The following is a 24,340-nucleotide window of genomic DNA, read 5'->3' as shown; positions in this document are numbered from 1 at the left end:
AGGCCAGCCCTTCCCCAACAGGATGCGGCTGGCCCCCACGGCGCTTCGCATTGGAGCTGTCAATGAAATTTCGTTTCCCCATCATCATTATTGACGAGGACTTCCGTTCCGAGAACACCTCGGGCCTCGGTATCCGCGCCCTGGCCGCCGCAATGGAAAAGGAAGGCATGGAGGTGCTGGGCCTGACCAGCTATGGCGACCTGTCGCAGTTCGCGCAGCAGCAGTCGCGCGCTTCGGCCTTCGTGCTGTCGATCGACGATGAGGAATTCGGCGGCGGCTCGATCGAAGAGACCGACCATGCGCTGACCCGCCTGCGCGCCTTCGTGCAGGAGATCCGCCACAAGAATTCGAACATACCGATCTATATTTACGGCGAGACGCGCACCAGCCGCCATATCCCGAACGATATCCTCAAGGAGCTGCACGGCTTCATTCACATGTTCGAGGACACGCCGGAATTCGTCGCGCGCCACATCATCCGTGAAGCCAAGGCCTACCTCGATTCGCTGGCGCCACCCTTCTTCCGCGCGCTGGTGAACTATGCCTACGATGGCTCCTATTCCTGGCACTGCCCGGGCCACTCGGGCGGCGTCGCCTTCCTGAAGAGCCCCGTCGGCCAGATGTTCCACCAGTTCTTCGGCGAGAACATGCTGCGCGCCGACGTCTGCAACGCGGTCGAGGAACTCGGCCAGCTGTTAGATCACACCGGTCCGGTCGCCAAGTCCGAGCGCAACGCCGCGCGCATCTACGGCGCCGACCACTGCTATTTCGTCACCAACGGCACCTCGACCTCGAACAAGATGGTCTGGCACAGCACGGTCGCGCCGGGCGATATCGTCGTCGTCGACCGCAACTGCCACAAGTCCATCCTGCACTCGATCATCATGTGCGGCGCGATCCCCGTGTTCCTGATGCCGACCCGGAACAACCTCGGCATCATCGGTCCGATCCCGCTCGAGGAATTCACGGAAGAATCGATCGCGCGCAAGATCGAAGCCAACCCCTTCGCCCGTGAAGCCAAGGACAAGAAGCCGCGCATCCTGACGATCACCCAGTCGACCTACGACGGCGTCGTCTATAACGTGGAAGTCCTGCGCGAAATGCTGGACGGGAAGATCGACACCCTGCACTTCGACGAAGCCTGGCTGCCGCACGCCACCTTCCACGATTTCTACAAGAACATGCACGCGATCGGCCGCGACCGCCCGCGCGCCAAGCAGTCGATGATCTTCTCGACCCAGTCGACCCACAAGCTGCTGGCCGGCCTGTCGCAGGCCTCGCAGGTGCTGGTACGCGAATCGGAATCGGTGCAGCTCGACCAGGACGCCTTCAACGAAGCCTTCCTGATGCATACCTCGACCTCGCCGCAATACTCGATCATCGCCTCCTGCGACGTGGCCGCGGCCATGATGGAAGCGCCGGGCGGCACCGCCCTGGTGGAAGAATCGATCCTGGAAGCGCTGGACTTCCGCCGCGCCATGAAGAAGGTGGACCTCGAGTTCGGCGAAGACTGGTGGTTCAAGGTCTGGGGCCCGGACGTCGAAGGCGAGGAAGGCATCGGCGAGCAGAAGGACTGGATGATCCGCGCCGAGGACGACTGGCACGGCTTCGGCAACCTGGCCGAAGGCTTCAACATGCTCGACCCGATCAAGTCGACCATCGTCACGCCGGGCCTGTCCCTGGACGGCAAGTTCGGCGAAACCGGCATCCCGGCCTCGATCGTCACCAAGTACCTGGCCGAACACGGCGTCATCATCGAGAAGTGCGGCCTGTACTCCTTCTTCATCATGTTCACCATCGGTATCACCAAGGGCCGCTGGAATACGCTGGTGACGGCGCTGCAGCAGTTCAAGGACGACTACGACCGCAACAAGCAGATGTGGCAGGTGATGCCGCAGTTCGCCGCGGCCAATCCGCGCTACGAAAACCGCGGCCTGCGCGACCTGTGCAACTCGATCCACGACTTCTACAAGCAGTACGACGTGGCGCGCCTGACGACCGAGATGTACCTGTCGGACATGGTGCCTGCGATGAAGCCGTCTGACGCCTTTGCCAAGATGGCGCGCCGCGCCATCGAGCGCGTGGCCATCGAGGACCTGGAAGGCCGCACCACGGCGATCCTGCTGACGCCTTACCCGCCGGGCATTCCGCTCCTGATCCCGGGCGAGCGCTTCAACAAGACCATCGTCGACTACCTGCGCTTTGCACGCGACTTCAACGAGCGCTTCCCCGGCTTCGAGACGGACGTGCACGGCCTGGTCAAGCGCGAAGTCAATGGCCGGCGCGATTACTTCGTGGACTGCGTGCGCCAGGACTGATCGGCGCCGCGCCAATGTGAAGAGAGGAGCCGCCGGCTCCTCTTTTTTTGTGCTGACCGATCGGTTGCATCCAGTTCAGGATGCGCTACGGCTTATTTCACGATCAACGCATCCACCCGCCGCCATGCCGTTCGCCTCGGACCTGATCCGCGGCCGCGGTGCGATCCACCCGCTCAGGTCCAGGTGGGTGTGCACGCTGTCGGCCTCGCCACGGACGATGGGGCCGGCGCTGTACGGTTCCGGGGTGGAGTCGGGCGGAAAGCGAAACAGCACGCCGCCCAGCCGGAGCTCGTTCACCGCGCCGGACACGACGCCATGCGCCTCGCGATAAGCCCGCGTCTTCGTCATGGGCCCGCAGGCGCGCCGAACCCGAGATGGACGTGCCAGGCCGCGCTCCGGTCTGCGTCCGTTCGCGCTCGGCAGCGAAGCATCGGGGCGCCTGCGAGCAGCGCGAAGAGGAGGAGCGCCGCGCGGGGTTTCACCTGCGCTTCAACTCGATGGTGGGCGCCGGGACGGTGGGCGGAGCGGCGTTCATTTCGGCGCGCGCCTGCAGGATGACGCTGCGCGCGGCACTCAGGCCCAGCAGGCCCATCACGCCAGCCACGAACAGGTCGGGCAAGCCGCTGCCGGACTGCCAGACCCCGAAGGCGGCCAGCAGCACGGCGACATTGCCGATTGCGTCGTTGCGCGTGCACAGCCAGACCGAGCGCATGTTGGCGTCGCCGTTGCGGAATGCGAACAGCAGCGCGGCCACCAGCAGGTTGGCGGCAAGCGCCGCGAAACCGATCGTGCCCATGGTCTGCGCCACCGGCACGACGCCGGCGGCCAGGTGCCACAGGGCGGATGCGATCACGAAGACGCCATAGGCGCCCATGGTCGCGCCTTTCACCAGCGCGGTACGCGAGCGCCACAGGGGCGCCAGGCCCAGCACGAACAGCGAGATGCCGTAGTTGGCGGCGTCGCCGAAGAAGTCGACCGCGTCGGCCAGCAGCGAGACCGAGCCCGCCGCCCAGCCGCCGGCGAGTTCGACGCCGAACATGGCGGCGTTGACGACGAGCGCAATCCAGAGCACCCGGCGGTAGGCGGGATCGACGGGTGGCTTATTGGCGGAACAGCCGCCGCTGCAACAATCTGCCATGCCTGGCCTCGCCTAACATGATACGAATTACAGGGGCAGGTGCCGAAAACCGTATCAGGTCTTCGGCAACGTCACGCCATGCTGGCCCTGGTATTTGCCGCCGCGGTCCTTGTAGGACGTTTCGCAGACCTCGTCGGATTCGAAGAAGAGCACCTGTGCGCAACCCTCGCCCGCGTAGATCTTGGCCGGCAGCGGCGTCGTGTTCGAAAATTCCAGCGTCACATAGCCTTCCCACTCGGGCTCGAAGGGCGTGACGTTGACGATGATGCCGCAGCGTGCATAGGTCGACTTGCCCAGGCAGACGGTGAGCACATTGCGCGGAATGCGGAAGTATTCGAGGGTGCGTGCCAGCGCGAAGGAATTCGGCGGAATGATGCAGACATCGCTCTTGATATCGACAAAGGACTTCTCGTCGAAGTTCTTCGGGTCGACGATCGTGCTGTTGATGTTGGTGAACACCTTGAACTCGTCGGCGCAGCGGATGTCGTAGCCGTACGAAGAAGTGCCGTAGGAAATGATGCGGCGGCCGTCGGCCTCGCGGACCTGTCCCGGCGCGAAGGGTTCGATCATGCCGGTTTCCTGCGCCATGCGGCGGATCCATTTATCGCTTTTGATTGCCATGCTGAGTTCTTTCAGGGAATGCTGTCAGGGAGTCTGCAAATTCCCGCGATTTTACGCGAAAAGGCGGCGCCGGTCGCCGTCAAACTTGTCCTTCCGTCAGCGTTTCGCCGCTATTGACAGTGCTGCCGAGCAAACGCTGGATCATCGCGTGGGTCAGTTGCGCGGCCCGGGCCGGGTCCTCCATTGGGTACAAATGGCCGCCTTCCGTCATCACGAAGTTCTCGCCGACGAGCTTTCTCGTCGATGCCAGGCCAGCCTGGCGCAGCTCTTCGGAATTCGTCGCCCCGATGAAGCCGACGGGCACCGGAAAGTCGCGCCGGATCACCTCGCCCATGTGGTGCGGCAACGAGTTGTAGATGGTGGTCTCGACCGCGCGGTCGAAGCGCAGCTGGACGCCGTTCGGATGCGGCTTCAGGCCGACGTCGAGGTAGTCGTCGAGCACGCCCGGCGCCCAGGCGGCGAAGATGTCCTTCGACATGAAGTGACGATAGGCGGTCTCGCGGTCGGGCCAGACGTTGCGGCGGCGCTCGGAAAAGCGCGCCGGCGAAAAGCGCGAGCCCTTGCCCAGCAATTTGATCAGGCGCCACGCCAGGGCACGCCAGCCGGCCACTACCGGTGAATCGAGCATCACCACGCAGCGCGCCAGCTCGGGACGGCGCTCGGCCGCCATCGTGCTGAGCATGCCGCCGAGCGAGTGGCCGACCAGGATCACGGGCCGCCCGTAGCCTTCGAGCTCGCTGATCAACTCGTCGACCAGGCCGCTCCAGCCGTCGCCTACCGGGAAGCGCGGGTCATGCCCCACCATGTCGGTACTGCGCACCTCGTAGTGCGCGCCGAGGGCGTCGAGCAGCTGGCGATAGGTACCGGACGGGAAACTGTTACCGTGGCAGAAGTGCAGGAGTGGCTTGGTCATACGGCGCGCGGGCATCGACAAGGGACTCCGATTGTAATGTCACATGCCCGCGTCCGTTCCTTCTTTAGAGGGAAACCCCTATTGCCGCGGGCCGCGCGGTACGCCCGCTACCGGTCGTACCAGTAGCGCATATGCGTGCGCCGGTATTCGCTCACCCCGATCGTGCTGCCGAACGCAAACTCGATCGCGCCCGATTCGTCGGTGCGCAGGCGCGCGATGCCGAGCGCGCCGTAGCGCTCGAAGACCTCGCGCTTGGGGTGGCGATAGCGGTTGCGATAACCGACCTGGAAGACGCCGATCGAGGGCGCCACCGCGGCGAGAAAAGCCGGCGTGGACGAGGTGCCGCTGCCGTGGTGGGGCGCCAGCAGCACATCGGCGCGCAGCTTGCCGGCATCGGCCAGCACCAGCTGCGCTTCCTGGTCCGCTTCGATGTCGGCAGCGAGCAGGATCGCATGGCCGCGCGCGGAAATGCGCAGCGTGCAGCTGCGTGCGTTGGACTTCATGCCCATGTCGGCATAGCTGGCCGGCGCCGGCTGCAGCATCTCGAAGTGCACGCCGTCCCAGTCCCAGGCCTGGCCGGCGCTGCAGCGCGTGTGGCGTTTGGCGGCGCGCACCACCGGATGGCCGAGGCCGAGCGAACTGGCGACCCAGCCGACCTGCAGCGAGCGCATCAGGGTTTGCGCGCCGCCGACGTGATCGAGGTCGCTGTGGCTGACGACCAGGCCGTCCAGGGTTTTGATCCCGCGCGCGCGGAAGTACGGCAGCAGGACGCGGCTGCCGGCATCCTGGCCCGGCGCATATTGCGGGCCGGTGTCGTACAGCAGCCGGTGGTTGGCCGTTTCCACCAGCAGCGCCATGCCCTGGCCGACGTCGAAGGCGGTGACGCGCAGGTCTCCCTGCTCGGGATGGGTGGGCAGCAGCGTGAACAGGGGCAGCCAGGGCGCCGCGCCCGCCCAGCGATGCGGCCAGCCGCGCGGTGCGAGCATCCAGGCCGTTCCCGGGCAAGCAAGCAGGAACAGCGCGGGCGGCGGCATCGGCACGCTCCAGACGGCGATCGGCGTGGCCGCCAGCCAGTCGAGCCCGCGCGCCAGCGTGGCCAGCGCCAGGTGGGCCAGTTCCAGCACCGGCGTGCAGAGTGGCGCCGGCAGCAGGCTGCCGGCGAGCGCAAGCGGCGTCACGATGAAGCTCACCACGGGTATGGCGATGGCGTTGGCCAGGGGCTGGCGAGCGATACCGGGCGAACAGCAGCAGCGTGAAGGGCACGAGCGCCAGCGTCACCGCATATTGGGTGCGCGCCGCCGTGCGCAAGGCGCCGCGCCAGCCATGCGGCTCGCGTCCGGCCCGGCCGACACCGGCATACAGGATGGATGCCACCGCCACGAAGGACAGCCAGAAGCCCGGCCACAGCACGGCCCGGGGGTCGAGCAGCACCACCAGGCCGAGGGCCAGGCACAGCACGGTGAAGACGCTTGCCAGCCGCCCCGTCCACATGGCCCCAGGCGACGACGGCCAGCATGTAGAGGGTGCGCTGCGCCGGTACGCCGAAGCCGGCCAGTACCACGTACAGCAGCGCCGCGCCCGCACCGCTTAGTGCCGCCACCTTGGGCGCGGCCAGCAGCAGCGGCAACTGCGCCCGGCTGAAGAAGGAGCGGCGCCACAGGAAGGAGGCGCCAAGCGCCGCCAGGCCGGCGATCATCGTAATGTGCAGGCCCGAGATGGCCACCAGGTGGCTTACGCCCGTGCGGTTGAACACATCCCATTCGGGCTGGCCGATGCCGCGCTGGTCGCCCACCACCGGGCGACGATGACGCCGGCATAGGGCGCCCCGTCCAGGCTGGCGAGGATGCGGCTGCGCAGCGCGTCGCGGCAGCGCTCGACGATATGGCCTGGGGTGGCGACGAAGTCGTCGAGGCGGCGATTGCCGCCTGCGCGTACGTAACCGGTGGCGCGCACGCCCTGCCCCAGCAGCCAGGCTTCGTAGTCGAAGCCGTGCGGATTGGCGTTGCCATGCGGGCGCTGCAGCCGTACGTTGAGCCGCCAGCGCTCGCCGGGGCGCAGTGCCACCTCGCTTCCTTCCGCGCGGTACCGGGACAGGGCCAGCAGCGGCGGCACCCGGGCGGTGGTGGTCAACAGCTTCTCGACGGCGAAATGGAAGCGCACGCCCTGGCCGAAATCGTGGGGCAGCGCTTCGACCGTGCCGACCAGTGCGATGTCGCGACCTTCGTCAGCCCGGTCGAGGCTGGGTCGTAGCGCATGGTGGGCAAGCAGCGCCGCCCAGCAAAAAGCCGAACAGCGCCTGCGCAGGCCGCGCCGGCGATGCGCAGGCGTCCACGGGCGGCGAACAGCAGAAGGAGCGCTGCGGCGGCACAGCCGAGCATCGTCGGAAGCTCGGGCAGGTTTGCGCGCGTTTGCAGGACCGCCACGCCGGCGACGAAGCCGAGGATCGCCGAACGCATCGCGCGCTGTCAGCCTGTCCGCTGCTGGCGTCAGGCGTTGCCGGGCGCGTCGCCGGCGTCGGGCAACCCGCTGTCCGGGAATTCGCTGTCCGGCTCGGGATCGCCGGTGTCGTACCCCGGCTGCGTGGCGTGCCGCACCAGCTGCCAGAGGCTGCGGCGCTGGATCGACTCGGGCTTGCCGAACCCGCGTCCGAAGCCACTGGACGGCAGCGTGAAGGTTGCCGCAGGCAGCAGGCTGCCGGCGGCGAACCAGCGCGTGCCGTCGAGCGCACTCGATTCCTCGCAGCGCCACCAGCCGCTCGCCGGGCACTGCATGCCGGTCTTGGCGCAGCAGCCAATGGGCGCACCCGGCTGCGCCAGCGAAAACGGGCTGCCGATGGCATTGCCTGCATCGGCCTGCGCCGCCAGCGTCGCCTGCGCCAGCGGCACCACGGGATCGACCCGTGCGCGCTCGCGCTTGTCGACCAGCTTCCGGGCGGTGCGGGTGCGGCTTTCGTAACTCGGCTGCAGCCCGCGCACCTTCTGCCACAGGGTCTGCGGCGGCAGCAACAGCGCCTGCGGCATCTTCTGGCCGGCGCGCAGGTACTGGCGCTGGCCGCCCAGTACCCCGACGTCCCTGCCGGCATCGGTGCACAACCACCACCCGCTTTGCGGGCAGCGTTCCCCTGCTTCGGCATAGGCACCCAGCGGCATCGCTGGCGCTTCGGCCTTCGCGACTTTTTCGACGCTGGTCGGGCGCAGGCGGATACTGGAGGAGATCTTGTCCCAGAGCTTGAGCATGGCGTCTTCGCTCAGGCTGGACTGGACGGGTTTGCCGCCGGCGCGGGGGTTTACGCCGGCACGTAATTCAAGCGACAGGGACGGCAGGTATGGATCACCTTCTTTTCCAGCCATTTCCCAGTTAAAGCTGTAGCCCGTTGCAAAATTCAATTCCGTCCCTTTGACGGCAAATTCTTCGCCCGCTAGCCCGTTAATGATCCGCCCCTTTTCACGCAATATCCGTGAACGCGCACGCATGAACGGCGTGTCGTCGAGTGCGGCGGCACTACGTTCCAATAGACCCGGGCCGGGACTCGCACCTGAATTCGACCAGAACGCCATTACTAGGTCAGGATGCCCAGGAAAGCTCGCAAACATCGGTACGCTTTCAATTAACTCTTTTTGAGAGGGGTCGGCAAGCACTGCTCGGTTAATGCAAAATCCCGGCGTGGCTGGAATTTCATCATTGGCTCGACTGAGCAACTGGGTCATCAGCGCAGCGACGACTGGAACACGCGAAGGATCGTCGCCCTCGCTGTTGAAACTAAATGTCGCCCCGCCCTTGTTTACATGGCCCTCTATTGAAACGGTTTCATAATATTTGCGCTCAGCTTTTTCCACACTGTAGCTGCGGTACCGGCTATGAACCAGAATTTTTCCGACGAAGCCCTCGCCGCGGATTTCCTTACTGGACTCGACATTTTTCCGGCCAAGCATATTCGCAGCTGAGACAAGTTTTGCCTCACGGGTGGACAGCCAGTTTGTGAACTGATCCACTGACTCTTCGTTACGCGTGATGTCGAACCCACCCACTCGCGCGGGCTTTAGCGATACCTGCGCATCCTCCGGAACATCGACGAGAAATCGCCCTACGCACACGGTTTTCATGCGCTCTGTCATGGTTGCCACCTTCTTCATGTCTTCACCGCTGTGTACTGCCCGAATGCCGGCTAACCCGCCAATAGCCACGACCGCCAGCGCGAGCAGCCATTTCGTACAACGCCGGACGATCCGCATCATTTGATGCCTTGAACAATCTTGACGATCAAGTGGCGCGTAAGCAGTAGCATTGCGCCATTTGTGAAACACTCCTGGTGACCGAATCCAGTCGCGGCAAATGTGGCGCGCACGTGCTGGTCGACGCCGGAAGCGGACTGCCGTGGCACTGTATCGTCACCGGGCGCATCCTGCCCCCACATGTGGAATCGCAGTTTTGTCCGTCCTTCGATCACGACCTCGCGCCCCCCCTTGGGTGTGTATCCGGCCGGGCGCGCGTTGGCGGTGTTGGCAGACGTCAGTGCCGTTCCGTTTGCCGGGGGCACCCGAGCCGCCCATGACACCGTGCCGTATGCGCGCCGATCGGCATCGGAGCCATAAAACGCATAGGTATTAGGGTGGTAATAGGGCGACCCGGCCGTGCCTTTCTCTTCACTTTCGGCGACGGTCAGGATTTCACGATGCATGTGCTCTGCAGCATCGATTGCCTTACGAATGACACCCGCTACCCCGCCCGGCTGGTTCTTGAAAAGTCCTGCGGGATCAGCCAAATGGGGATTGATCACGCGGTACCAAGATTCGGTATCGCGATACATCTCATACGGGTCGCCGGCTGGTAAAGCCAAAACTTGTTGCTCTTTATCTTCGTTATTTACACGACTGAGGGTTTTCACCAGCAGCCAGGGCCTCGGGTAGAGGTGGTTCGGAAGCAATTCGAGCACGCCGGGCGACGTCGCCATGACCGCAGTCGTCTGCTCTGGCGTTGTACCGGCAATATCAACGAACCTGTTGGCTTTGAGGTTATCGATAAAGCCATTGCTGTAGCGTTCGCCTTCAGTGCCGCCTGCAATTCGCCGATAAGCGACCGGAGCGCCCAAGGCCGGCATCACGCCGTGGATTATGCCGGCGATATCCGCTGGGTCATCCCGATCTTTTGCGCGACTGCGCGCACAAGCACGTGCGACCAGGCCACCCATGGAATGCGTAACAATAATGACTCGTTCGCACTCATGTTTGCGTGAATTCCAGAAATGCTTGATCTCGTCAATCCGTTGGCTTAAGCGTTGTGCCGAGGCCGCACATGATTCGAGCCAGTTGTAGCCGACGGCGTAGACGGGATACTGGAAAGCGGCGTAGTGTTCGAGTTCGGACTCGGTAATGCGCGCTATCTTGCGCACGCCCCAGCGTGCCGGGTCGCATTGCATTACCCGCTTCCAATGGTCCCGGATTTCGCGCTCCCGGCGCACATTCAGGCGAAAGGTAGTATCCAAATACTTCTGCAGTTCGATCAGGACCGCGCCGTATGAATCCTGGTGCACTTCACCCCAGCCGCGCGCGCGCATCTCTTCCTGGCTCAATCCGGGCGGCGCGTCGCCGAGCTCGCCATCGTCATCGACCTCGAGTGACGACGGATGGAGAATCTTCTGACGCAGGTCGGGTTTGCGCTGCTTCCACGCGAACGCTTCGAATAAACCGTCGATGTAACCGTTAGGGGGACGCCAGGCAGGCGCGCCTGGCTGGGTTAGATCCGTCTTATCCTTTGCGTAGTCGTTGTTCGCTCGGTCTGCAGCTCCTTTGCCCGGTCGGCCGGTTGACGGCAGCTCCGTGCGGGAATCGTCGCGCTTTGCATCAGCGTCCACGCGCACGCGTAGATTGCTACCCATGATTCCGGGAACGAAGATGACCGGGATGACCCTGCGCGAGCCTACCGTCACCTTCGCGCGAACCTTAAAGGCCTTGGGCGTGACGACACTACGGGCAACCAGGCTCCCGTCGGCGTCGACTGTCGGTTGGCGAATCGGTCGCGTCGGCTCAGTCATGTTGCGCTCGCGGGCGGATGCTGGATGAAATCGCGCCCCAAAGCATGAGCATGGCATCTTCGCTCAAGCTGGACGACACCGGTTTGCCGCCCGCGCGCGGATTGACACCAGAATCCATTTCAAATGACAGATGCGGAACGGCGACGTTGTCATCTGTCCCTCGGGTCTCCCACGCGAAGCCGTACACCGTGGCGAGGTTCATTTCAGCCACTTTCAGCGCGACCTCCTCACCGGCCATGCGATGGATCACGCGGCTACCCTCACGCAAAGTGCGCGAGCGTGCCCGCGTTAGCAAGTCCATTGCCGCAGCATTTCGCGCAAGCAGCATCGGTCCTTTTATGCTGGCTGCATTCGTCCACAAAACCATGTCGACATCGGGATGGCCAGACAGCCTTGCAGACATCGATATGCTTTCGGAACGGCTTTCTTTATTACTGTCCTGGATAAATGCACCGCTGATACAAAATCCGCGAGCGTCCGGGTTTTCCTCGTCGCCGCGGCTGACAAGCCGGGCAAGCAGTTGGGGTAAGAGGTCTGTCTGCGCCGGATCGAAAGTGTCAGCTGCAAAGCTGAGCGTCACGCCGTCCTTGTGGACATGCCCTTCCACAGAAACGCTGTCGCTGTAGACACGCTTTTCGCTCTCGATACTGTAGCTGCGGTAGCGGCTGTGAACAAATACCTTGCCAGTGAATTCGCCGCCACGTACATCGGTCACGGATTCGATGTTCCGTTTGCCCAGCATATTGGGTTTTGCCGCCAACACCTGCTCTCTGTCAGCTAGATTGGCAGCGAAACTCCGCGCTACTTCATTCGAGCGAGTGATGTCGAAACCACTCACCATCGCCGGTTCGATGCGTACCTGCGCCTGCTCCGGCACGTCGATCAGGAACCGGCCAACGCAGACTGTTTTGGTCTGTCGGGTCAGCGCCGATACCTCCGCCACGTCTTCGGCGGTCCGGGACGTCCTGGCGGCTACCGTAAGTACACTTGCGGTCACAACAAGTGCAAGCAGCCACGGTGCGATCATGCGAACTCGAAGCATCAATGTTCACCTGCGCAAAAAATGATTACACGAACTGCATCGCGCGGTTTGCCGCCACCATAACCGAGGTCCGTTGTCACGCGGGCCGCCCTCATGCCGCGCCCGCGCTAGCCGACGCCTCATCCTCATCGGCCAGCAACCGGATCTCCGCATCCCCCAGGGCGTAGGTCTGCAACACCGCCGTAAAGCCTTCATCGTCCGTCACGCCTTCGATGGTGGTGCCGTCCTGGTGCCGGGCGACGTAGCGCTGGCCCTTGGCGGGCTTGCCGGTCTGGCGGTCGATCACGAGGAAGCGCTCGTCGGCGACGAGGTCGCCATTGGCCAGGTCGAGGCCTGTCGGCGTGGCGCCGCCCGGGCCGCCGTGCACGACTCGCGTTGCCTTGACCACCTGCTCGCCGCTGCTTTGCTGGGTAATCACACCGCCGCGCCACTCCGTCTGCGCACCCTCGGACACCACCTTCACATGCGGCGCCTGCAGGTCGATGCCTTCGGCGGCGATCAGGCTGATGCGGCCGGACGATTTGATCTCGATATGTCCTTCATGCGTCTGCAGGACCAGGTTGCCGCGGCCGGCGACGAGCTTCATGCCGAGCGAATAGGCGAACAGGCTGAGGCTGCGGGCGGCGCGCACAAAAATATTGCGGCCGGCAGAGAGCTCGGTGTCGGCCGCCGACACCAGGTCGATCTTCGACTGGGCGCCGATGGCGACATTGTCTTCGCTGGCGACGAGTACCCCGGCCGGGCCGCTGGCGGCGACGATGGGCGCGCCGCCCTTGCCTTCGGCGAGGTTCGAGCCTTCATGCCAGCGCTTCAGTTTTTCAACCAGTTCGGCCAGGCGCGGTTTCGCTTCCTCGTCCTCGTTGTGGTCGATCGCCTGGCGCGCCATTTCGTCGAGCACGCCCTGCATGACCTCGGCCAGGCCAACCAGGGCCTCGCGTTCCAGCTGGCCGCCCTCGCCCGCTTCTGCGCTGATCAGCACGCCCTGCCCCCCGCGCACGGCGACGGCCTTGTCGGTGCGCAGCTCGGCGCCCTCGCCCCCGGGCTCGCCCTCGCCGTCGGCGCGCGCGCGCGTCAGCCAGCCGAGATTGAGCTCGGTGCCGGCGTGGTCGCTCGCCAGCTGGGCGCTGATCTGGCCGCGGGTGTCGTCGAAACGCAGCTGGCTGCCGCGCCGTCCGCCGATCTCGCGGCTGCGCAGGCCGGACAGGTAGCGGTTGCCCGGCAGCGCGCCGTTCGCGCTGAGCGCAGGCGGCACCGCGCGGCCGTTGAACAGCTGCGAGAGCACGACCGGCTTGTCGGGATCGCCCCGAGGAAGGCCACCAGGACCTCGCTGCCGACGCGCGGCAGCGACAGTGCGCCGCACTGCTGGGCGCCGGGACCGTTGCCGGCCCAGTTCGAGGCGACGCGCACCCAGGCCGAATCGCGCGCGGAATCCGAGGCACCAGCGCCGCCCGCGTGTTCGTGGTCGCCGCTGCGCATGCCGGGAAAGCGGATCTTGACGCGACCGAGCGCATCGCAATGCACCTCTTCGTGCTCGGGGCCGACCACGAGTGCGCTTTGCAGCGGCGGATGCGGCAGGTCGGTGCGCGCGTCGAAAGCCGGCACCACCGGCACGCCGCGGCGCACCGCGGTGAAGCCGATACGGACATTGGCATCGTCGTCGCCGGCCTCGGCCCAGCTGCTCCGCGCCAGCAGTCGCTCGACGCGCGCCGACAGCTCGCCCGGCAGGTTGTTGCGCACCTGCGCCCGCAGTTCGGTGACGACGAACTCGCGTTCGCTGGGCGCATGGGTGTCGATCTCGGGATGGTCTTCCAGCGCGAAGTATTCGCCGGCGCGCAGGTCGCGCACCGTGCCCTCGCCATGGAAGCACTTCGATTCGAACTCGTGGCGCCGCATGCGCAGTTCGCCAAGCCGCCAGTGGTCGTCGCTGTCGTTGCCGGTGTGCGGTGCCTCGACCTGGTAGTCGTCGAGCGTGGCGGCCAGGGCATTGCCGTGATTGCCCTGGTCGACTGCGCTGCGGGCGGTGCTGGCCATGAAGGCGCCGCCACCGGCGCCCTTGTAATCCCAGCTATGGCGGCCGGCGCTGCCCGCGCTCAGGCGGCGCGCGCCGCCCCGGTGGTGACGACATCGCGCTCGCCGGTCGCGTCATCGCGGTGATAGCGCAGGCTGCCGGCCGCGCTCTGCGGCAGGTGGCTGGCATCGGCAAACAGCACCGGGGTGTGCGCCGGCACCGCGTCGCGATCCGGCTCCACGCTGCTGGTGCGTGCGCGGCCAGGACGCACGCACCAGCAGATGCCGCGCCGGCGCAGCAGGCGACGCACGAAAGCGGCGTCCGATTCGTTGTACTGCATGGTCTGCTCGCGCGCGGGATACTGGCGCAGGTCGAGCAGCGCGTCAAACTCGTATTCAAAAGCGCCCGCCAGCACCGCGTTGGCATGGCGCCACTCGTCGAACAGCACTTGGACGATCTGCAGTTCGTTCAGGTTGCGGAAGATGCGGCTGTTGACGCGCTTTTCCATCACGGCGAGCGCGTCGCGCAGCACCAGCTGATAGGTGGCCAGGCTGCCGTCGCTGTCGCCCGAACGGGCTTCGGTGACGATGCCACAGATGCTGCGCAGGCCGCCGCGATCGGTGACGACCTGGATTTCGGCCGGCAGCGCGATCAGTTCCTTCAGCGGCAGCGACGCGTCGCTGGCGACGCAGGAGACGCGATACTCGATGCCGCCGCAAATCGACTCGCTGCCGGCGATGCGCTGCGGTAGCAGGATGTCGTCGAGCCGGTCGGCCGCGGCGTCGCTGGCGGCTTCGCCCCGGGCCAGGCGCAGGCGCAGGACGCGGTGCGCGGTAGTGAGCGATTTCTCGTGCTGTAGCACCCGCAGGAATGCGCTCGCGCTGTCCAATGCCGTCTCCCCGACCCCAAAACGCCATGGTCGCACGAACCCGACATTACACAGTTGCGCCGTGTCATCGGGCTCAGGCCGCTTGTCGCGAACTTCGCACGCAGGACCGCGTCGACTGTATGTATGACCAGTAGAGCCCGGCTACCCGCCTGCCCTCGATTCAGGAAGCCGCCGCAGCCGCCAGCAGTGGCGCCAGGCGCGGGATCGCGGTCAGCGAGGCCTCCCATGCCGCCGGCCGCAACTCGTCGACCGGGATGCCGCGAATGGCAGCCAGTGCGGCACCGATGGCCGGCAGCTGTTCCGGACTGTTGCGGCCCGGTGCACCCGTCGGGGCAATGTCGGGCGCGTCGGTCTCGAGCACGATGGAAGCGAGCGGCAGCTCGGCCGCCAGGCGCCGGATCTGCAGCGCGCGCGTAAAGGTCATGGCGCCGCCAAAGCCGAGGTGCATGCCCAGTTTGATGAAGCTCCCGGCCTGCTGGAAGGAGCCGTTGAATGCATGGGCGATGCCGGACGGCGGCGTGATCTGGCGCAGGTGTTTCAGCACCTGGTCCTGCGAGCGGCGCACGTGGGTCAGCACCGGCAGGCCGAAGTCGCGCGCGATACGCAGCTGGGCGCGCAGGAAGCGCTCCTGCTTCTCGCGCATGGCCGGCTCGCACAGGTGCGGGATGAAGAAATCGAGACCGATCTCGCCGATCGCCACGAAGCGCGGATCGCCCATCGCCCCCTGTACCGCCGCGCGCAAGGCATCCAGGTCTTCGTCAAGCGCCTGGGGCACGCAGATCGGGTGGATGCCCAGCGCATAGCAGGCGTTCGGCTGGGTGTGGGCCAGCTGCGCCACCGCGGCGAAGTTGCCGCGTTCGACAGCGGGCAGCACGATCATCGCCACCCCGCCCGCCGCCGCACGCGCGGCCACCGCGGGGCCTCGGTGCCGAATTCGCGTGCGTCCAGGTGGCAGTGGGTGTCGATCCACATGGGGGCCCTCAAGCCTCCAGCGGCTGCAGCCCGTGTTCCGTCATGCGCAGCGCGCGGTCGCAGCGGCGTGCCAGTTCCATGTCGTGCGTGACGATCACGAACGCGGTGCCGAGGGTGCGCGACAGTTCCAGCATCAGGTCGAACACATTGTGGGCCGTGCTCTGGTCGAGGTTACCGGTCGGCTCGTCGGCCAGTACGCAGGCGGGGCCGGTGACGAGTGCACGCGCCAGCGCCACGCGCTGGCGCTCGCCGCCCGACAGTTCGCCCGGACGGTGCACGACGCGCTTGCCCAGCCCCACGCGTTCGAGGATGGCCTGCGCCTTTTGCTTCGCTACCGCGCGCTTCTCGCGCCGGATCATCAGCGGCATGGCCACGTTGTCGAGCGCCGAGAACTCGGGCAGCAGGTGATGGAACTGGTAGACGAAGCCGAGGCGCGAGTTGCGCAGGTCGCCCCGGCGCGCTTCGGACAGGGTGGCGAAGTCCTCGCCCATCAGCGTGACCGAGCCCGTGGTCGGGGTGTCCAGGCCGCCCAGCAGGTGCAGCAGCGTCGACTTGCCCGAGCCGGAGGCGCCGACGATGGCCACGCGCTCGCCGCGGTGGACCGCGAAGTCGATCGCATCGAGCACCTGCACTTCGTAGTCGCCCTGCCTGAAGGTCTTGCCCAGGCCGCGGCAGGCCAGCACCGGGGTATTCATTGCGTCACTCATAGCGCAGCGCCTCCGCGGGTTTCACGCGCGAGGCCGACCAGCTCGGGTAGAGCGTGGCCAGGAAGGCCAGCACGACGGCGACCAGGCCGATGGTGACGACGTCCGGCCACTGCATGTCCGAGGGGACGGCGCTGTATTGATAGATATCCTTCGACAAGAACTGCACTCCCAACAAATGTTCAATGAATGGAACGATGACATCGATGTTCAGGGCGACGAGCACGCCGCCGCCCACGCCCAGCGCGGTGCCGAGCAGGCCGACCAGCGCCCCCTGCACCATGAAGATCTTCATGATCGAGCCTGGCGACGCACCGAGCGTGCGCAGGATGGCGATGTCGGCCTGCTTGTCGGTGACCGTCATCACCAGGGTCGAGACCAGGTTGAAGACAGCCACCGTGATGATCAGGGTGAGGATAATGAACATCATCTTTTTTTCGGTCTGTACGGCGCCGAACCAGACCGCGTTGAGCGCCGACCAGTCGCGCATGACCAGGTCGCCCGGCATCGATTTTTCCAGTTCAGCCGCCACCTGCGGCGCCTGGCGCATGTCGGCGATGCGCAGGCGCAGGCCGGCCGGTGCCGACAGGCGCTCCATGCGCTCGGCATCCTCGATGTTGATGAAGGCCAGGCTGGCGTCGAACTCGGCGTGGCCGGATTCGAAAAATGCCCGAGACGGTGAAGGTGCGCATGCGCGGCAGCATGCCGGCGGGCGTCGTCTGCGCCTGGGCCAGCAGCATGGTGACCTTGTCGCCCGTCTGCACACCCAGCCCGCCCGCCAGCGCGTAGCCGAGCACGATGTGGAAGCTGCCGGGCGTGAGCGACTCGAAACGGCCCTGGCGCATGGTGTTTGCCACATCCGACACCTTGCGCTCGGCCTCGGGCAGTACCCCGCGAATGCTGGCCGGGCGCATTACGCTGCCCTGCTGCAGCAGGCCTTGCGACTCGACGAAGGGCGCGGCGGCGCGCACGGAAGGATGGCGCAGTGCCTGGGTTTCGGCCTCGCGCCACTGCGGCATGTCGCCGCGCGGGTCGAACACCTCGATATGGGCCAGCACCTGCAGCATGCGGTCGGTCACCTGCTTCTGGAAGCCGTTCATCACCGACAGCACGATGATGAGGGCCGCCACGCCGAGCGCGATGCCGGCCACCGAGATCAGCGAGATGAAGGAGATGAAGCCGTTGTTGGCGGCGCCCCTGCCGGCACGCGTGTAGCGCAGGCCGACCAGCCACTCATAGGGCAAATGCGAGGGAAGTTTCTGGATGAAGCTCATGGTTCGTCGATTCTTGCAACAGGTTCGTGATCGCGGCTCATTCGTAGCGCAGCGCTTCGGCCGGCTTGACGCGTGCGGCAGCCCAGCTGGGGTAGAGCGTCGCCAGGAAGGCCAGCAGTACCGCGAAGCCGCCGATGGCGAGCACGTCGGGCCAGCGCAGATCGGAAGGAATTTCGCTGATCAGGTAGATCTCTTTCGACAGGAACTGCACCCCGAGCACGCGTTCGATGAGGGGAACGATGACGTCGACGTTCAGCGCCACCAGCACGCCCATCGCCACGCCGAGAGCGGCGCCAAGGATGCCCACCAGCGTCCCCTGCACGACAAAGATCTTCATGATCGAGCGCGGCGAGGCGCCCAGCGTGCGCAGGATGGCGATGTCGGCCTGCTTGTCCTTTACTGTCATCACCAGCGTCGACACGAGGTTGAAGGCGGCCACGGCGATGATCATCGCCAGGATGATGAACATCATGCGCTTTTGCGAGCCGACCGCGGCAAACCAGATGCTGTTTACCTGCGACCAGTCGCGCATCACCAGTTCGCCCCCCATGCTGCGGCGCAGCTCGGCCGCCACGCGGGGCGCCTGGTGCATGTCGTGCAGGCGCAGGCGCAGGCCGGACGGGCCATTCACCTGGGCGGCCATGGCGGCGTCGTCGAGGTGGGCAAACGCGAGCGCGGAATCGAATTCGTAGTGGCCGGCCTCGAAGATGCCGGAAACGACGAAGGTCCGGGTACGCGGCAGCGCGTTCTGCGTCCCTCCGCCGCTGCCGGAACCGCTCGCGAGCAGCATCGTGATGCGCTCGCCCGGCTGCACGCCCAGGTTCTTCGCCAGCGCACTGCCCAGCACAACATTCATGGAACCGGGCCGCAGGCTGGCCAGGCTACCCTGGCGCATCTGCTTCGCGACGTCGGAGACGGTGACTTCGGCCGAAGGCAGCACCCCACGCATCAGCACCGGCTTCATCACGCCGTCGCGCAGCAGCATGCCCTGGAGCTCGACAAAGGGTGCGGCCGCGGCCACCTGCGGATTGCGGCGGGCGTCACGCTCGACTTGCTGCCAGTTCGGCATGGCGCCGCGCAGGTCGTAGATCTCGACATGGGCCAGCACCGACAGCATGCGGTCGGTGACTTCCTTCTGGAAGCCGTTCATGACCGACAGCACCACGATCAGCGCGGCCACGCCGAGGGCGATGCCGGCCACGGAAATGAGCGAAATGAAGGAAATGAACCGGTTACGGCCGCTGCGCTTGCCGGCGCGCGTGTAGCGCAGGCCGACCAGCCATTCGTACGGCAGCTTGTGGATGATGCTCATGTATTTTAGTGTTTGACAACTTTGACCCCGCAGTTTGCCACACAAAGCTCATCCATGACAGGGCGCGCCGCCATTCGTGCCGGGAAGCCAGACTCGTGGCGACCGTTTGCCGCCCTTGCGAAACGCGCAAGCGAACGCACGCCCGGCCGCTTGCCAACGCGTCAACACCGCCCATTGCCCGGGCTCCAGCCGCGCTTTTGACTTACAATCATGGGATGTCCCAGCTCACGATCGTCCTTCCGTACGCCCTCCCCGTCACCGAATTCGCGCCCGACCTGGTGCGTGCCCTGCAGGCTCCCGCCCTCGCCGCCTTGACCTCGAAGACCGCGCACCATGCGCGCCTGCCGGGCGACGACGCGGTACGCGCCCTGCCGCACGAAACATGGCTGGCGCGCTTCCTCGGCCTGCAGGATGCTGGACGCCCGGCGGTCGCGGCAGCGGCGATGCGCGCCTACGGGGTGGAGCAGGCAGCAGGCACCTGGTTCGTCGTGCAGCCGGTGCACATCGAGATTGCCCGCACCCACCTGATGATGGGCGACCCCGGCGCCCTTGGCCTGGCCCGAGCCTGAGAGCCGCGCCCTGTTCGACGCCGCACGCCCCCTGTTCGAGGAGCGCGGCCATGCGCTGGTGTATGGCGACGCGGCCACCTGGTTCATGCGTGCCGACGGCTGGGGCGAACTCGACACGGCGACCGTCGACGCGGCCCCGGGCATGGACCTGACCGACTGGATGCCGATAGGCGCCCAGGCTGCCGCCTTCAGGCGCCTGCAGAACGAGGTGCAGATCGAATGGCATGCGCACCCGGTCAACGCTGCCCGCGAAGCGCGCCGGCTGCCGGCCGTGAACGGCTTCTGGCTCTGGGGCGGCGCCGAGGCCACGCGCCAGCGCGCACCTGGCCTGCGCCTGGCAGCGCTCGACACGCCGCCATGGCTGGCCGCACTCAGCGACGTCCGCATCGACGATCCCGCCGCGCTCATCGCCGCGCTGTCGACCGGCTTCGCAACCGACACCGTGCTTGTGTGCGGCAGCGTGGCGCCCTATGCCCGCGCCGCCGACTGGGGCGGCTGGGTCGCGCAGATGCAGATGCTTGAAGCCGGGCTGTTCGCACCCATCCTGGCAGCCTTGATGAAGGGACGCCTGCGCGGCGTGTCGCTCGTGCTCGGGCACCGCGAGGCCCTGGCCGAATTCACCACCAACGCCCTGGCGCAACGCAAGTTCTGGCGCCGCCCCACCCTGGACCGACTGCTGTGAAAACCCGACTCTCCACCCGCCCCTGCCCCGTGCGCCATTCCGAAATGCTGCGCCAGGGCGGCGTGCACCCCGTGCTGGCGCGCATCTACGCCGCGCGCGGCCGACCGACCCGCGCGAACTGGCGAGCGAACTGGCGGCCCCGGTGCCGCCGAACGCGCTGCGCCATATCGATGCCGCGGCCGTGTTCCTGGCCGACTCGATTGGCGCCGGCAAGAAGATGACCATCGTCGCCGACTACGACTGCGACGGCGCCACCGCCTGCGCCGTGGCCCTGCGCGGGCTGCGCGCGATGGGCGCGCAGGTCGACTACATCGTGCCGAACCGCTTCGAGTACGGCTATGGCCTCACGCCCGAGATCGTCGAACTGACCGCGCGCGAAAAGTCCCCGGACATCATCATCACGGTCGACAACGGCATCGCCAGCATCGAGGGCGTGCTGGAGGCGAACCGGCGCGGCATCGAAGTCGTCGTCACCGACCACCACCTGCCGGGCGACGCCTTGCCGCCGGCGCGCGTGATCGTCAACCCGAACCAGCCCGAGTGCGGCTTTCCGAGCAAGCACCTGGCCGGCGTCGGCGTCGTCTTCTACGTGCTGCTGGCCCTGCGCGCGGAACTGCGCCGGCGCGGCGTGTTCGATGCGCAGAACCAGCCGAAGCTGGACAACCTGCTCGACCTGGTCGCGCTGGGCACGGTGGCCGACGTGGTGCGCCTGGACGCCAACAACCGCATCCTGGTCGCCCGGGCATCAAACGCATGCGCGCCGGGCGCATGCATGCGGGCGTCGCGGCGCTGTTCCGGGTCGCAGGCCGCGAAGCGCGCTGCGCCTCGCCGTTCGACCTGGGTTTTGCGCTCGGTCCGCGCCTGAACGCCGCCGGAAGGCTGGAAGACATGTCGCTCGGGATCGAGTGCCTCACCACCGACGACGAGGGCCGCGCCTGGGCGATCGCCCAGCAGCTCAACGAAATCAACCTCAAGCGCCGCGAAATCGAAGCCGAGATGCAGGATACCGCCCTGCTGCACCTGGACAGCTTCGCGCCCCAGGACAGCAGCACGATTGCCGTGTTCGACGAAGGCTGGCACCAGGGCGTGATCGGCATCGTCGCCTCGCGCCTGAAGGAAAAGTTCTTCCGGCCGACGATCACCTTCGCGCCGGGCGGCGCGGGCCTCATCAAGGGTTCGGGCCGCTCGATCCCCGGCTTTCACATGCGCGACGCGCTCGACCTGGTATCCAAACGCGTGCCAGGCCTGATCGACAAGTTCGGCGGCCACGCGATGGCGGCCGGCCTCACCATCCGCCACGAATCCTTCGACACCTTCTGCCAGGCCTTCGAGGCCGTGGGCCGCGCCTGGCTGACCGAAGCCCAGCTCGAGCGCGTGGTCGAGACCGACGGCCCGCTCGAGGACGAGTTCTACTCCACCGCCTTCATCGAGCTGTGCGATGGCCAGGTCTGGGGCCAGGGCTTTGCGCCGCCCGTGTTCTGCGACGAATTCCGCGTGCTGAGCCAGCGCATCCTGAAGGAAAAGCACCTGAAACTGCTGCTGGAGAAGAATGGCCGCCGCTACGACGCCATCTGGTTCGGCCGCACCGAGGGGCTGGGAGACCGTGCGCGCGTGGCGTTCAGGCTGGACGCCAACGAGTACAACGGGGTCACTAAAGTGCAGCTGCTGGTGGAGCACGCCGAACCGGCATAACCGTAGGGTGGTCGGCTCCACCGCGACCGCGACGTCCACGCGACGCTCGCGCCGCCCACGCGTCCAACCGGCAGCGGAAACCACGCGTCTGCTCGCCGTGCGCCTCGTTTCGCTGCTGCCCCCGCTAGCGCCCGCAATCGCACCCGCGATCGAACACCACCCGCCAGGTTCCCGGCCCTTCCAGCCGCCAGACGGAATTGAAGCGCCCGACCTGCTTGCCCGACGGATCGCGCACCGGACCGCTGCTGAAAGCGAGCGTGCCCGAATCGAGCACCTCGACCTGGTCCGGCTCCCACGAGAACGGCGCATCCGGCTTGTCGAAATACGGCCGCCAGGCGACGGCGACGGCTTCCTTGCCGCGCTGCGGCCCGCGGGGCTCATGAACACGGCCTCGCGCGACAGGTAGCCGGTGAAGGCGTCGAAATCGCGCGCCTTCATCGTTGCGGCAAAGCCGCGCTCGGCCTGGAAGACCTGCTGCCTGAGCGCGTCCGCGGGCACCCGCGAACCACGTGCCAAGCCCGCCGCGGCCACCGCTATCACGACCGCTGCCACCAGAAGAAGCCCCGCCGAACGCCAACGCATAGAATAATTTCCTATTGACAAGTCGACAGCGATTCTGTCACGGCGCTGCCGGCTTGACAACTATCAGTTGCATCAGGTACGAAAACGGAGTATAACGACTCCATTATCGGAGGAACCTGATGAAACCCGCCCACGCCTACTCTTATCCCAGGAGCCGCTTCGAACCGGCGGTGCTGATCGACCTGAATTCCCGCGCCGAGCGCGAGCGCCTGTCGAAATCCGCCCTGACGGGCTTCTTCAAGCTGGCCGCCGCCTGGCAGCTGCGCGACGACGATGCGCGCGAACTCCTCGGCGGCTTGTCCGGATCAAGCTTCTACGACTGGAAGAAGAACAGCGACCGCGTGCTGGAGGTCGACCGCATCACGCGCATCTCCTACCTGCTCGGCATCTACAAGGCCCTGCACATCCTGTATGGCGACAAGCTCGCCGACGAGTGGGTAATGCTCCCGAACAGCAACATGATTTTCGGCGGTCGCACCCCGCTGGCCCACATGCTGGGCGGCGGCCTGCTGGCCATGCAGACGGTGCGCCAGCTACTCGACGCGCGCCGCGGAGGCCTCTGACCTTGGCCGTCGTTCCCAAACTGACGAGCCTGCGCCAGTTCGACACCTGCCGCCTGATCCCGTCGCGCTTTGCCGACGTCGAGGATTCGGTGCTGGCGCCGCTGGCCGACGACGACGCCACCCTGCGCGACCTCTTCGATCTCGACAACGCCACCAACGAGCGCCTGCGCGGCGAGAGCGGCCTGCTGCCAGGTATCGGCGTCGACGAGCTGGTGTTCGGCGTGCCGCAGTTCCGCATCATCAACGCCGCCTATACCTACGCGCGCCCGGAAGGCAGCCGTTTCAACGATGGCAGCCGCGGCGCGTGGTACTGCGCCTTCGAGGCAGAGACGGCCCTGGCCGAGGTCAGCTTCCACAAGGCCGTCGAATACCAGGAAATCAAGCGCTTCGACGACAGCGTCACCTACCAGGCGATGCTGGCCGATTTTTCCGGCAGCTTCCACGACATTCGCGGCGTACGCAGCCTGGCCGCCTGCCTCGACCCGCAAAGCTACGTGGCTTCCCAGGCGCTGGCGGCCGAGCTGCTGGAGGCCGGCTCCATGGGCATCATCTACCCGAGCGTGCGCGCATCCAGCGGCACCAACCTCGCCTGCTTCCGGCCCGCGCTGGTCGGCAATGTACGCAAGGCGCAGGCCTATCGGTTAACATGGGCGGGTTCGCCGCTTCCCACGGTCGAGATCATCTGAACATTGCAGCACACGAGCCACACATGAAAACCAAGCCCGAGAACGATACCGAACTGCATGACAAGATCAACCGCGAGACCGGCCGCATCCAGTGGAGCGAGCTGGAGCGCCATTTCGCCCAGGGCAACGTGATCTACGTCAGCGAAGAACTCGACCTGATCGAGGTCGCCCTGCGCGTCTCGCACGACGACAAGGACAGCATTTCGCGCTGGATGGCCGAGGGCAAGGTGGCCAAGGTGTCGGACCTGCAGGCAAGTACCTGGACCGCCGCCGACGCCGCCCTCTGGGCCTCGGTGGTGCACCCCTTCATCCTGGTGCAGCCGGAGAAAAAAGCCCTGCACTGA

General features: G+C 66.1%; 19 protein-coding genes and 6 pseudogenes. 7 read left to right on the top strand and 18 right to left on the bottom strand.

Translation table 11 applies throughout. The features are described 5' to 3' along the window. Positions 1–62 precede the first annotated feature (62 nt). Positions 63–2,318 (top strand): arginine/lysine/ornithine decarboxylase, encoded by a 2,256-nt coding sequence (locus G4G31_RS15085; RefSeq protein WP_182988362.1) that lies wholly within the window; start codon positions 63–65, stop codon positions 2,316–2,318. Positions 2,319–2,393: 75 nt separating this feature from the next. Here the strand turns inward: G4G31_RS15085 and G4G31_RS15080 are convergent, their stop codons facing one another. The 17 genes and pseudogenes from G4G31_RS15080 to G4G31_RS15020 form a co-directional block, all read right to left on the bottom strand. Next, complete coding sequence (locus tag G4G31_RS15080) at positions 2,394–2,666, bottom strand: hypothetical protein (protein ID WP_182988361.1); 273 nt, start codon at positions 2,664–2,666, stop codon at positions 2,394–2,396. 130 nt (positions 2,667–2,796) lie between these two features. Beyond that, positions 2,797–3,456, bottom strand: a complete 660-nt coding sequence (locus G4G31_RS15075; RefSeq protein WP_182988360.1) for a cation transporter — start codon at positions 3,454–3,456, stop codon at positions 2,797–2,799. Between the two features lie 54 nt (positions 3,457–3,510). Next, entirely contained in the window at positions 3,511–4,077 is a 567-nt protein-coding gene (gene dcd / locus G4G31_RS15070) for a dCTP deaminase (protein WP_182988359.1), read from the bottom strand. 79 nt (positions 4,078–4,156) lie between these two features. After that, on the bottom strand, positions 4,157–4,990 hold the full coding sequence (locus G4G31_RS15065) for an alpha/beta fold hydrolase (protein ID WP_182988358.1): 834 nt from the start codon (positions 4,988–4,990) through the stop codon (positions 4,157–4,159). A gap of 107 nt (positions 4,991–5,097) precedes the next feature. Further along, entirely contained in the window at positions 5,098–6,183 is a 1,086-nt protein-coding gene (locus G4G31_RS28480) for a ComEC/Rec2 family competence protein (protein ID WP_308621536.1), read from the bottom strand. Between the two features lie 97 nt (positions 6,184–6,280). Then, positions 6,281–6,481 (bottom strand): annotated as a pseudogene (locus tag G4G31_RS28475) (ComEC/Rec2 family competence protein); the annotation flags it as partial. Between the two features lie 64 nt (positions 6,482–6,545). After that, positions 6,546–6,743 (bottom strand): annotated as a pseudogene (locus tag G4G31_RS28470) (ComEC/Rec2 family competence protein); the annotation flags it as partial. After that, the gene (locus G4G31_RS28465; RefSeq protein ID WP_308622173.1) at positions 6,722–7,258 is read right to left on the bottom strand and encodes a ComEC/Rec2 family competence protein; all 537 of its coding nucleotides are present in this window, start codon (positions 7,256–7,258) and stop codon (positions 6,722–6,724) included. The gene G4G31_RS28465 and the pseudogene G4G31_RS28470, both read right to left, overlap by 22 nt. Positions 7,259–7,476: 218 nt before the next feature. Further along, on the bottom strand, positions 7,477–9,225 hold the full coding sequence (locus G4G31_RS15055; protein WP_182988357.1) for a T6SS immunity protein Tli4 family protein: 1,749 nt from the start codon (positions 9,223–9,225) through the stop codon (positions 7,477–7,479). Continuing rightward, the gene (locus G4G31_RS15050; protein WP_182988356.1) at positions 9,222–11,021 is read right to left on the bottom strand and encodes a triacylglycerol lipase; all 1,800 of its coding nucleotides are present in this window, start codon (positions 11,019–11,021) and stop codon (positions 9,222–9,224) included. Before G4G31_RS15050 ends, G4G31_RS15055 begins: the two co-directional genes overlap by 4 nt. After that, the gene (locus G4G31_RS15045) at positions 11,014–12,048 is read right to left on the bottom strand and encodes a T6SS immunity protein Tli4 family protein (RefSeq protein ID WP_182988355.1); all 1,035 of its coding nucleotides are present in this window, start codon (positions 12,046–12,048) and stop codon (positions 11,014–11,016) included. Before G4G31_RS15045 ends, G4G31_RS15050 begins: the two co-directional genes overlap by 8 nt. A gap of 106 nt (positions 12,049–12,154) precedes the next feature. Continuing rightward, positions 12,155–13,345: a type VI secretion system Vgr family protein gene (locus tag G4G31_RS26310; protein ID WP_229425014.1), complete on the bottom strand. Its 1,191-nt coding sequence runs from the start codon at positions 13,343–13,345 to the stop codon at positions 12,155–12,157. A 503-nt stretch (positions 13,346–13,848) separates the two neighbouring features. Next, positions 13,849–14,933, bottom strand: a pseudogene (locus G4G31_RS26305) (type VI secretion system Vgr family protein); the annotation flags it as partial. A gap of 187 nt (positions 14,934–15,120) precedes the next feature. Then, positions 15,121–15,932 (bottom strand): annotated as a pseudogene (locus G4G31_RS15035) (TatD family hydrolase). An 8-nt stretch (positions 15,933–15,940) separates the two neighbouring features. Further along, positions 15,941–16,639: a lipoprotein-releasing ABC transporter ATP-binding protein LolD gene (gene lolD, locus G4G31_RS15030; protein ID WP_182988354.1), complete on the bottom strand. Its 699-nt coding sequence runs from the start codon at positions 16,637–16,639 to the stop codon at positions 15,941–15,943. Then, positions 16,632–17,910: pseudogene (locus tag G4G31_RS15025) on the bottom strand (lipoprotein-releasing ABC transporter permease subunit). Before G4G31_RS15025 ends, lolD begins: the two are co-directional and overlap by 8 nt. A 37-nt stretch (positions 17,911–17,947) precedes the next feature. Beyond that, entirely contained in the window at positions 17,948–19,222 is a 1,275-nt protein-coding gene (locus G4G31_RS15020; protein WP_182988353.1) for a lipoprotein-releasing ABC transporter permease subunit, read from the bottom strand. A gap of 215 nt (positions 19,223–19,437) precedes the next feature. On the opposite strand from G4G31_RS15020, the gene G4G31_RS26300 reads away from it, so the two are divergent. From G4G31_RS26300 to recJ, 3 genes and pseudogenes are all read left to right on the top strand, one after another. Then, the gene (locus G4G31_RS26300) at positions 19,438–19,791 is read left to right on the top strand and encodes a hypothetical protein (RefSeq protein ID WP_229425013.1); all 354 of its coding nucleotides are present in this window, start codon (positions 19,438–19,440) and stop codon (positions 19,789–19,791) included. Continuing rightward, complete coding sequence (locus G4G31_RS15015) at positions 19,772–20,473, top strand: hypothetical protein (RefSeq protein WP_229425012.1); 702 nt, start codon at positions 19,772–19,774, stop codon at positions 20,471–20,473. Before G4G31_RS26300 ends, G4G31_RS15015 begins: the two co-directional genes overlap by 20 nt. Positions 20,474–20,517: 44 nt before the next feature. Beyond that, positions 20,518–22,165, top strand: a pseudogene (gene recJ / locus G4G31_RS15010) (single-stranded-DNA-specific exonuclease RecJ). Between the two features lie 124 nt (positions 22,166–22,289). On the opposite strand, the gene G4G31_RS15005 reads toward recJ, so the two are convergent. After that, positions 22,290–22,742 (bottom strand): hypothetical protein, encoded by a 453-nt coding sequence (locus G4G31_RS15005; RefSeq protein WP_229425011.1) that lies wholly within the window; start codon positions 22,740–22,742, stop codon positions 22,290–22,292. Positions 22,743–22,866: 124 nt separating this feature from the next. Here G4G31_RS15005 and G4G31_RS15000 point away from each other — a divergent pair, with 124 nt between their 5' ends. Genes G4G31_RS15000 through G4G31_RS14990 form a run of 3 tightly spaced genes read left to right on the top strand, consistent with a single transcriptional unit; the run spans position 22,867 to position 24,340 of the window. Beyond that, entirely contained in the window at positions 22,867–23,310 is a 444-nt protein-coding gene (locus tag G4G31_RS15000) for an antitoxin Xre-like helix-turn-helix domain-containing protein (RefSeq protein WP_182988352.1), read from the top strand. A gap of 2 nt (positions 23,311–23,312) precedes the next feature. Further along, on the top strand, positions 23,313–23,996 hold the full coding sequence (locus G4G31_RS14995) for an RES family NAD+ phosphorylase (RefSeq protein ID WP_374011241.1): 684 nt from the start codon (positions 23,313–23,315) through the stop codon (positions 23,994–23,996). A 23-nt stretch (positions 23,997–24,019) separates the two neighbouring features. Continuing rightward, a complete protein-coding gene (locus G4G31_RS14990) occupies positions 24,020–24,340 on the top strand; it encodes a DUF2288 domain-containing protein (RefSeq protein ID WP_182988351.1) in 321 nt (106 codons plus the stop codon).

Source organism: Massilia sp. Se16.2.3 (genome assembly GCF_014171595.1).
Lineage (GTDB): Bacteria > Pseudomonadota > Gammaproteobacteria > Burkholderiales > Burkholderiaceae_D > Telluria.
Note: the sequence above shows the minus strand (reverse complement) of the source record. Positions and strands in the feature narration are given on the sequence as shown.

Bases quoted from the DNA above. Each gene is read 5' to 3' on its own strand.
- G4G31_RS15075 (WP_182988360.1), bottom strand. From the start codon at position 3,456: ATGGCAGATTGTTGCAGCGGCGGCTGTTCCGCCAATAAGCCACCCGTC.
- G4G31_RS15055 (WP_182988357.1), bottom strand. From the start codon at position 9,225: ATGATGCGGATCGTCCGGCGTTGTACGAAATGGCTGCTCGCGCTGGCG.
- G4G31_RS15085 (WP_182988362.1), top strand. From the start codon at position 63: ATGAAATTTCGTTTCCCCATCATCATTATTGACGAGGACTTCCGTTCC.
- G4G31_RS14990 (WP_182988351.1), top strand. From the start codon at position 24,020: ATGAAAACCAAGCCCGAGAACGATACCGAACTGCATGACAAGATCAAC.
- lolD (WP_182988354.1), bottom strand. From the start codon at position 16,639: ATGAGTGACGCAATGAATACCCCGGTGCTGGCCTGCCGCGGCCTGGGC.
- G4G31_RS15050 (WP_182988356.1), bottom strand. From the start codon at position 11,021: ATGACTGAGCCGACGCGACCGATTCGCCAACCGACAGTCGACGCCGAC.
- G4G31_RS15045 (WP_182988355.1), bottom strand. From the start codon at position 12,048: ATGATCGCACCGTGGCTGCTTGCACTTGTTGTGACCGCAAGTGTACTT.
- G4G31_RS15080 (WP_182988361.1), bottom strand. From the start codon at position 2,666: ATGACGAAGACGCGGGCTTATCGCGAGGCGCATGGCGTCGTGTCCGGC.
- dcd (WP_182988359.1), bottom strand. From the start codon at position 4,077: ATGGCAATCAAAAGCGATAAATGGATCCGCCGCATGGCGCAGGAAACC.
- G4G31_RS15020 (WP_182988353.1), bottom strand. From the start codon at position 19,222: ATGAGCATCATCCACAAGCTGCCGTACGAATGGCTGGTCGGCCTGCGC.
- G4G31_RS15065 (WP_182988358.1), bottom strand. From the start codon at position 4,990: ATGACCAAGCCACTCCTGCACTTCTGCCACGGTAACAGTTTCCCGTCC.
- G4G31_RS15000 (WP_182988352.1), top strand. From the start codon at position 22,867: ATGAAACCCGCCCACGCCTACTCTTATCCCAGGAGCCGCTTCGAACCG.
- G4G31_RS26300 (WP_229425013.1), top strand. From the start codon at position 19,438: ATGTCCCAGCTCACGATCGTCCTTCCGTACGCCCTCCCCGTCACCGAA.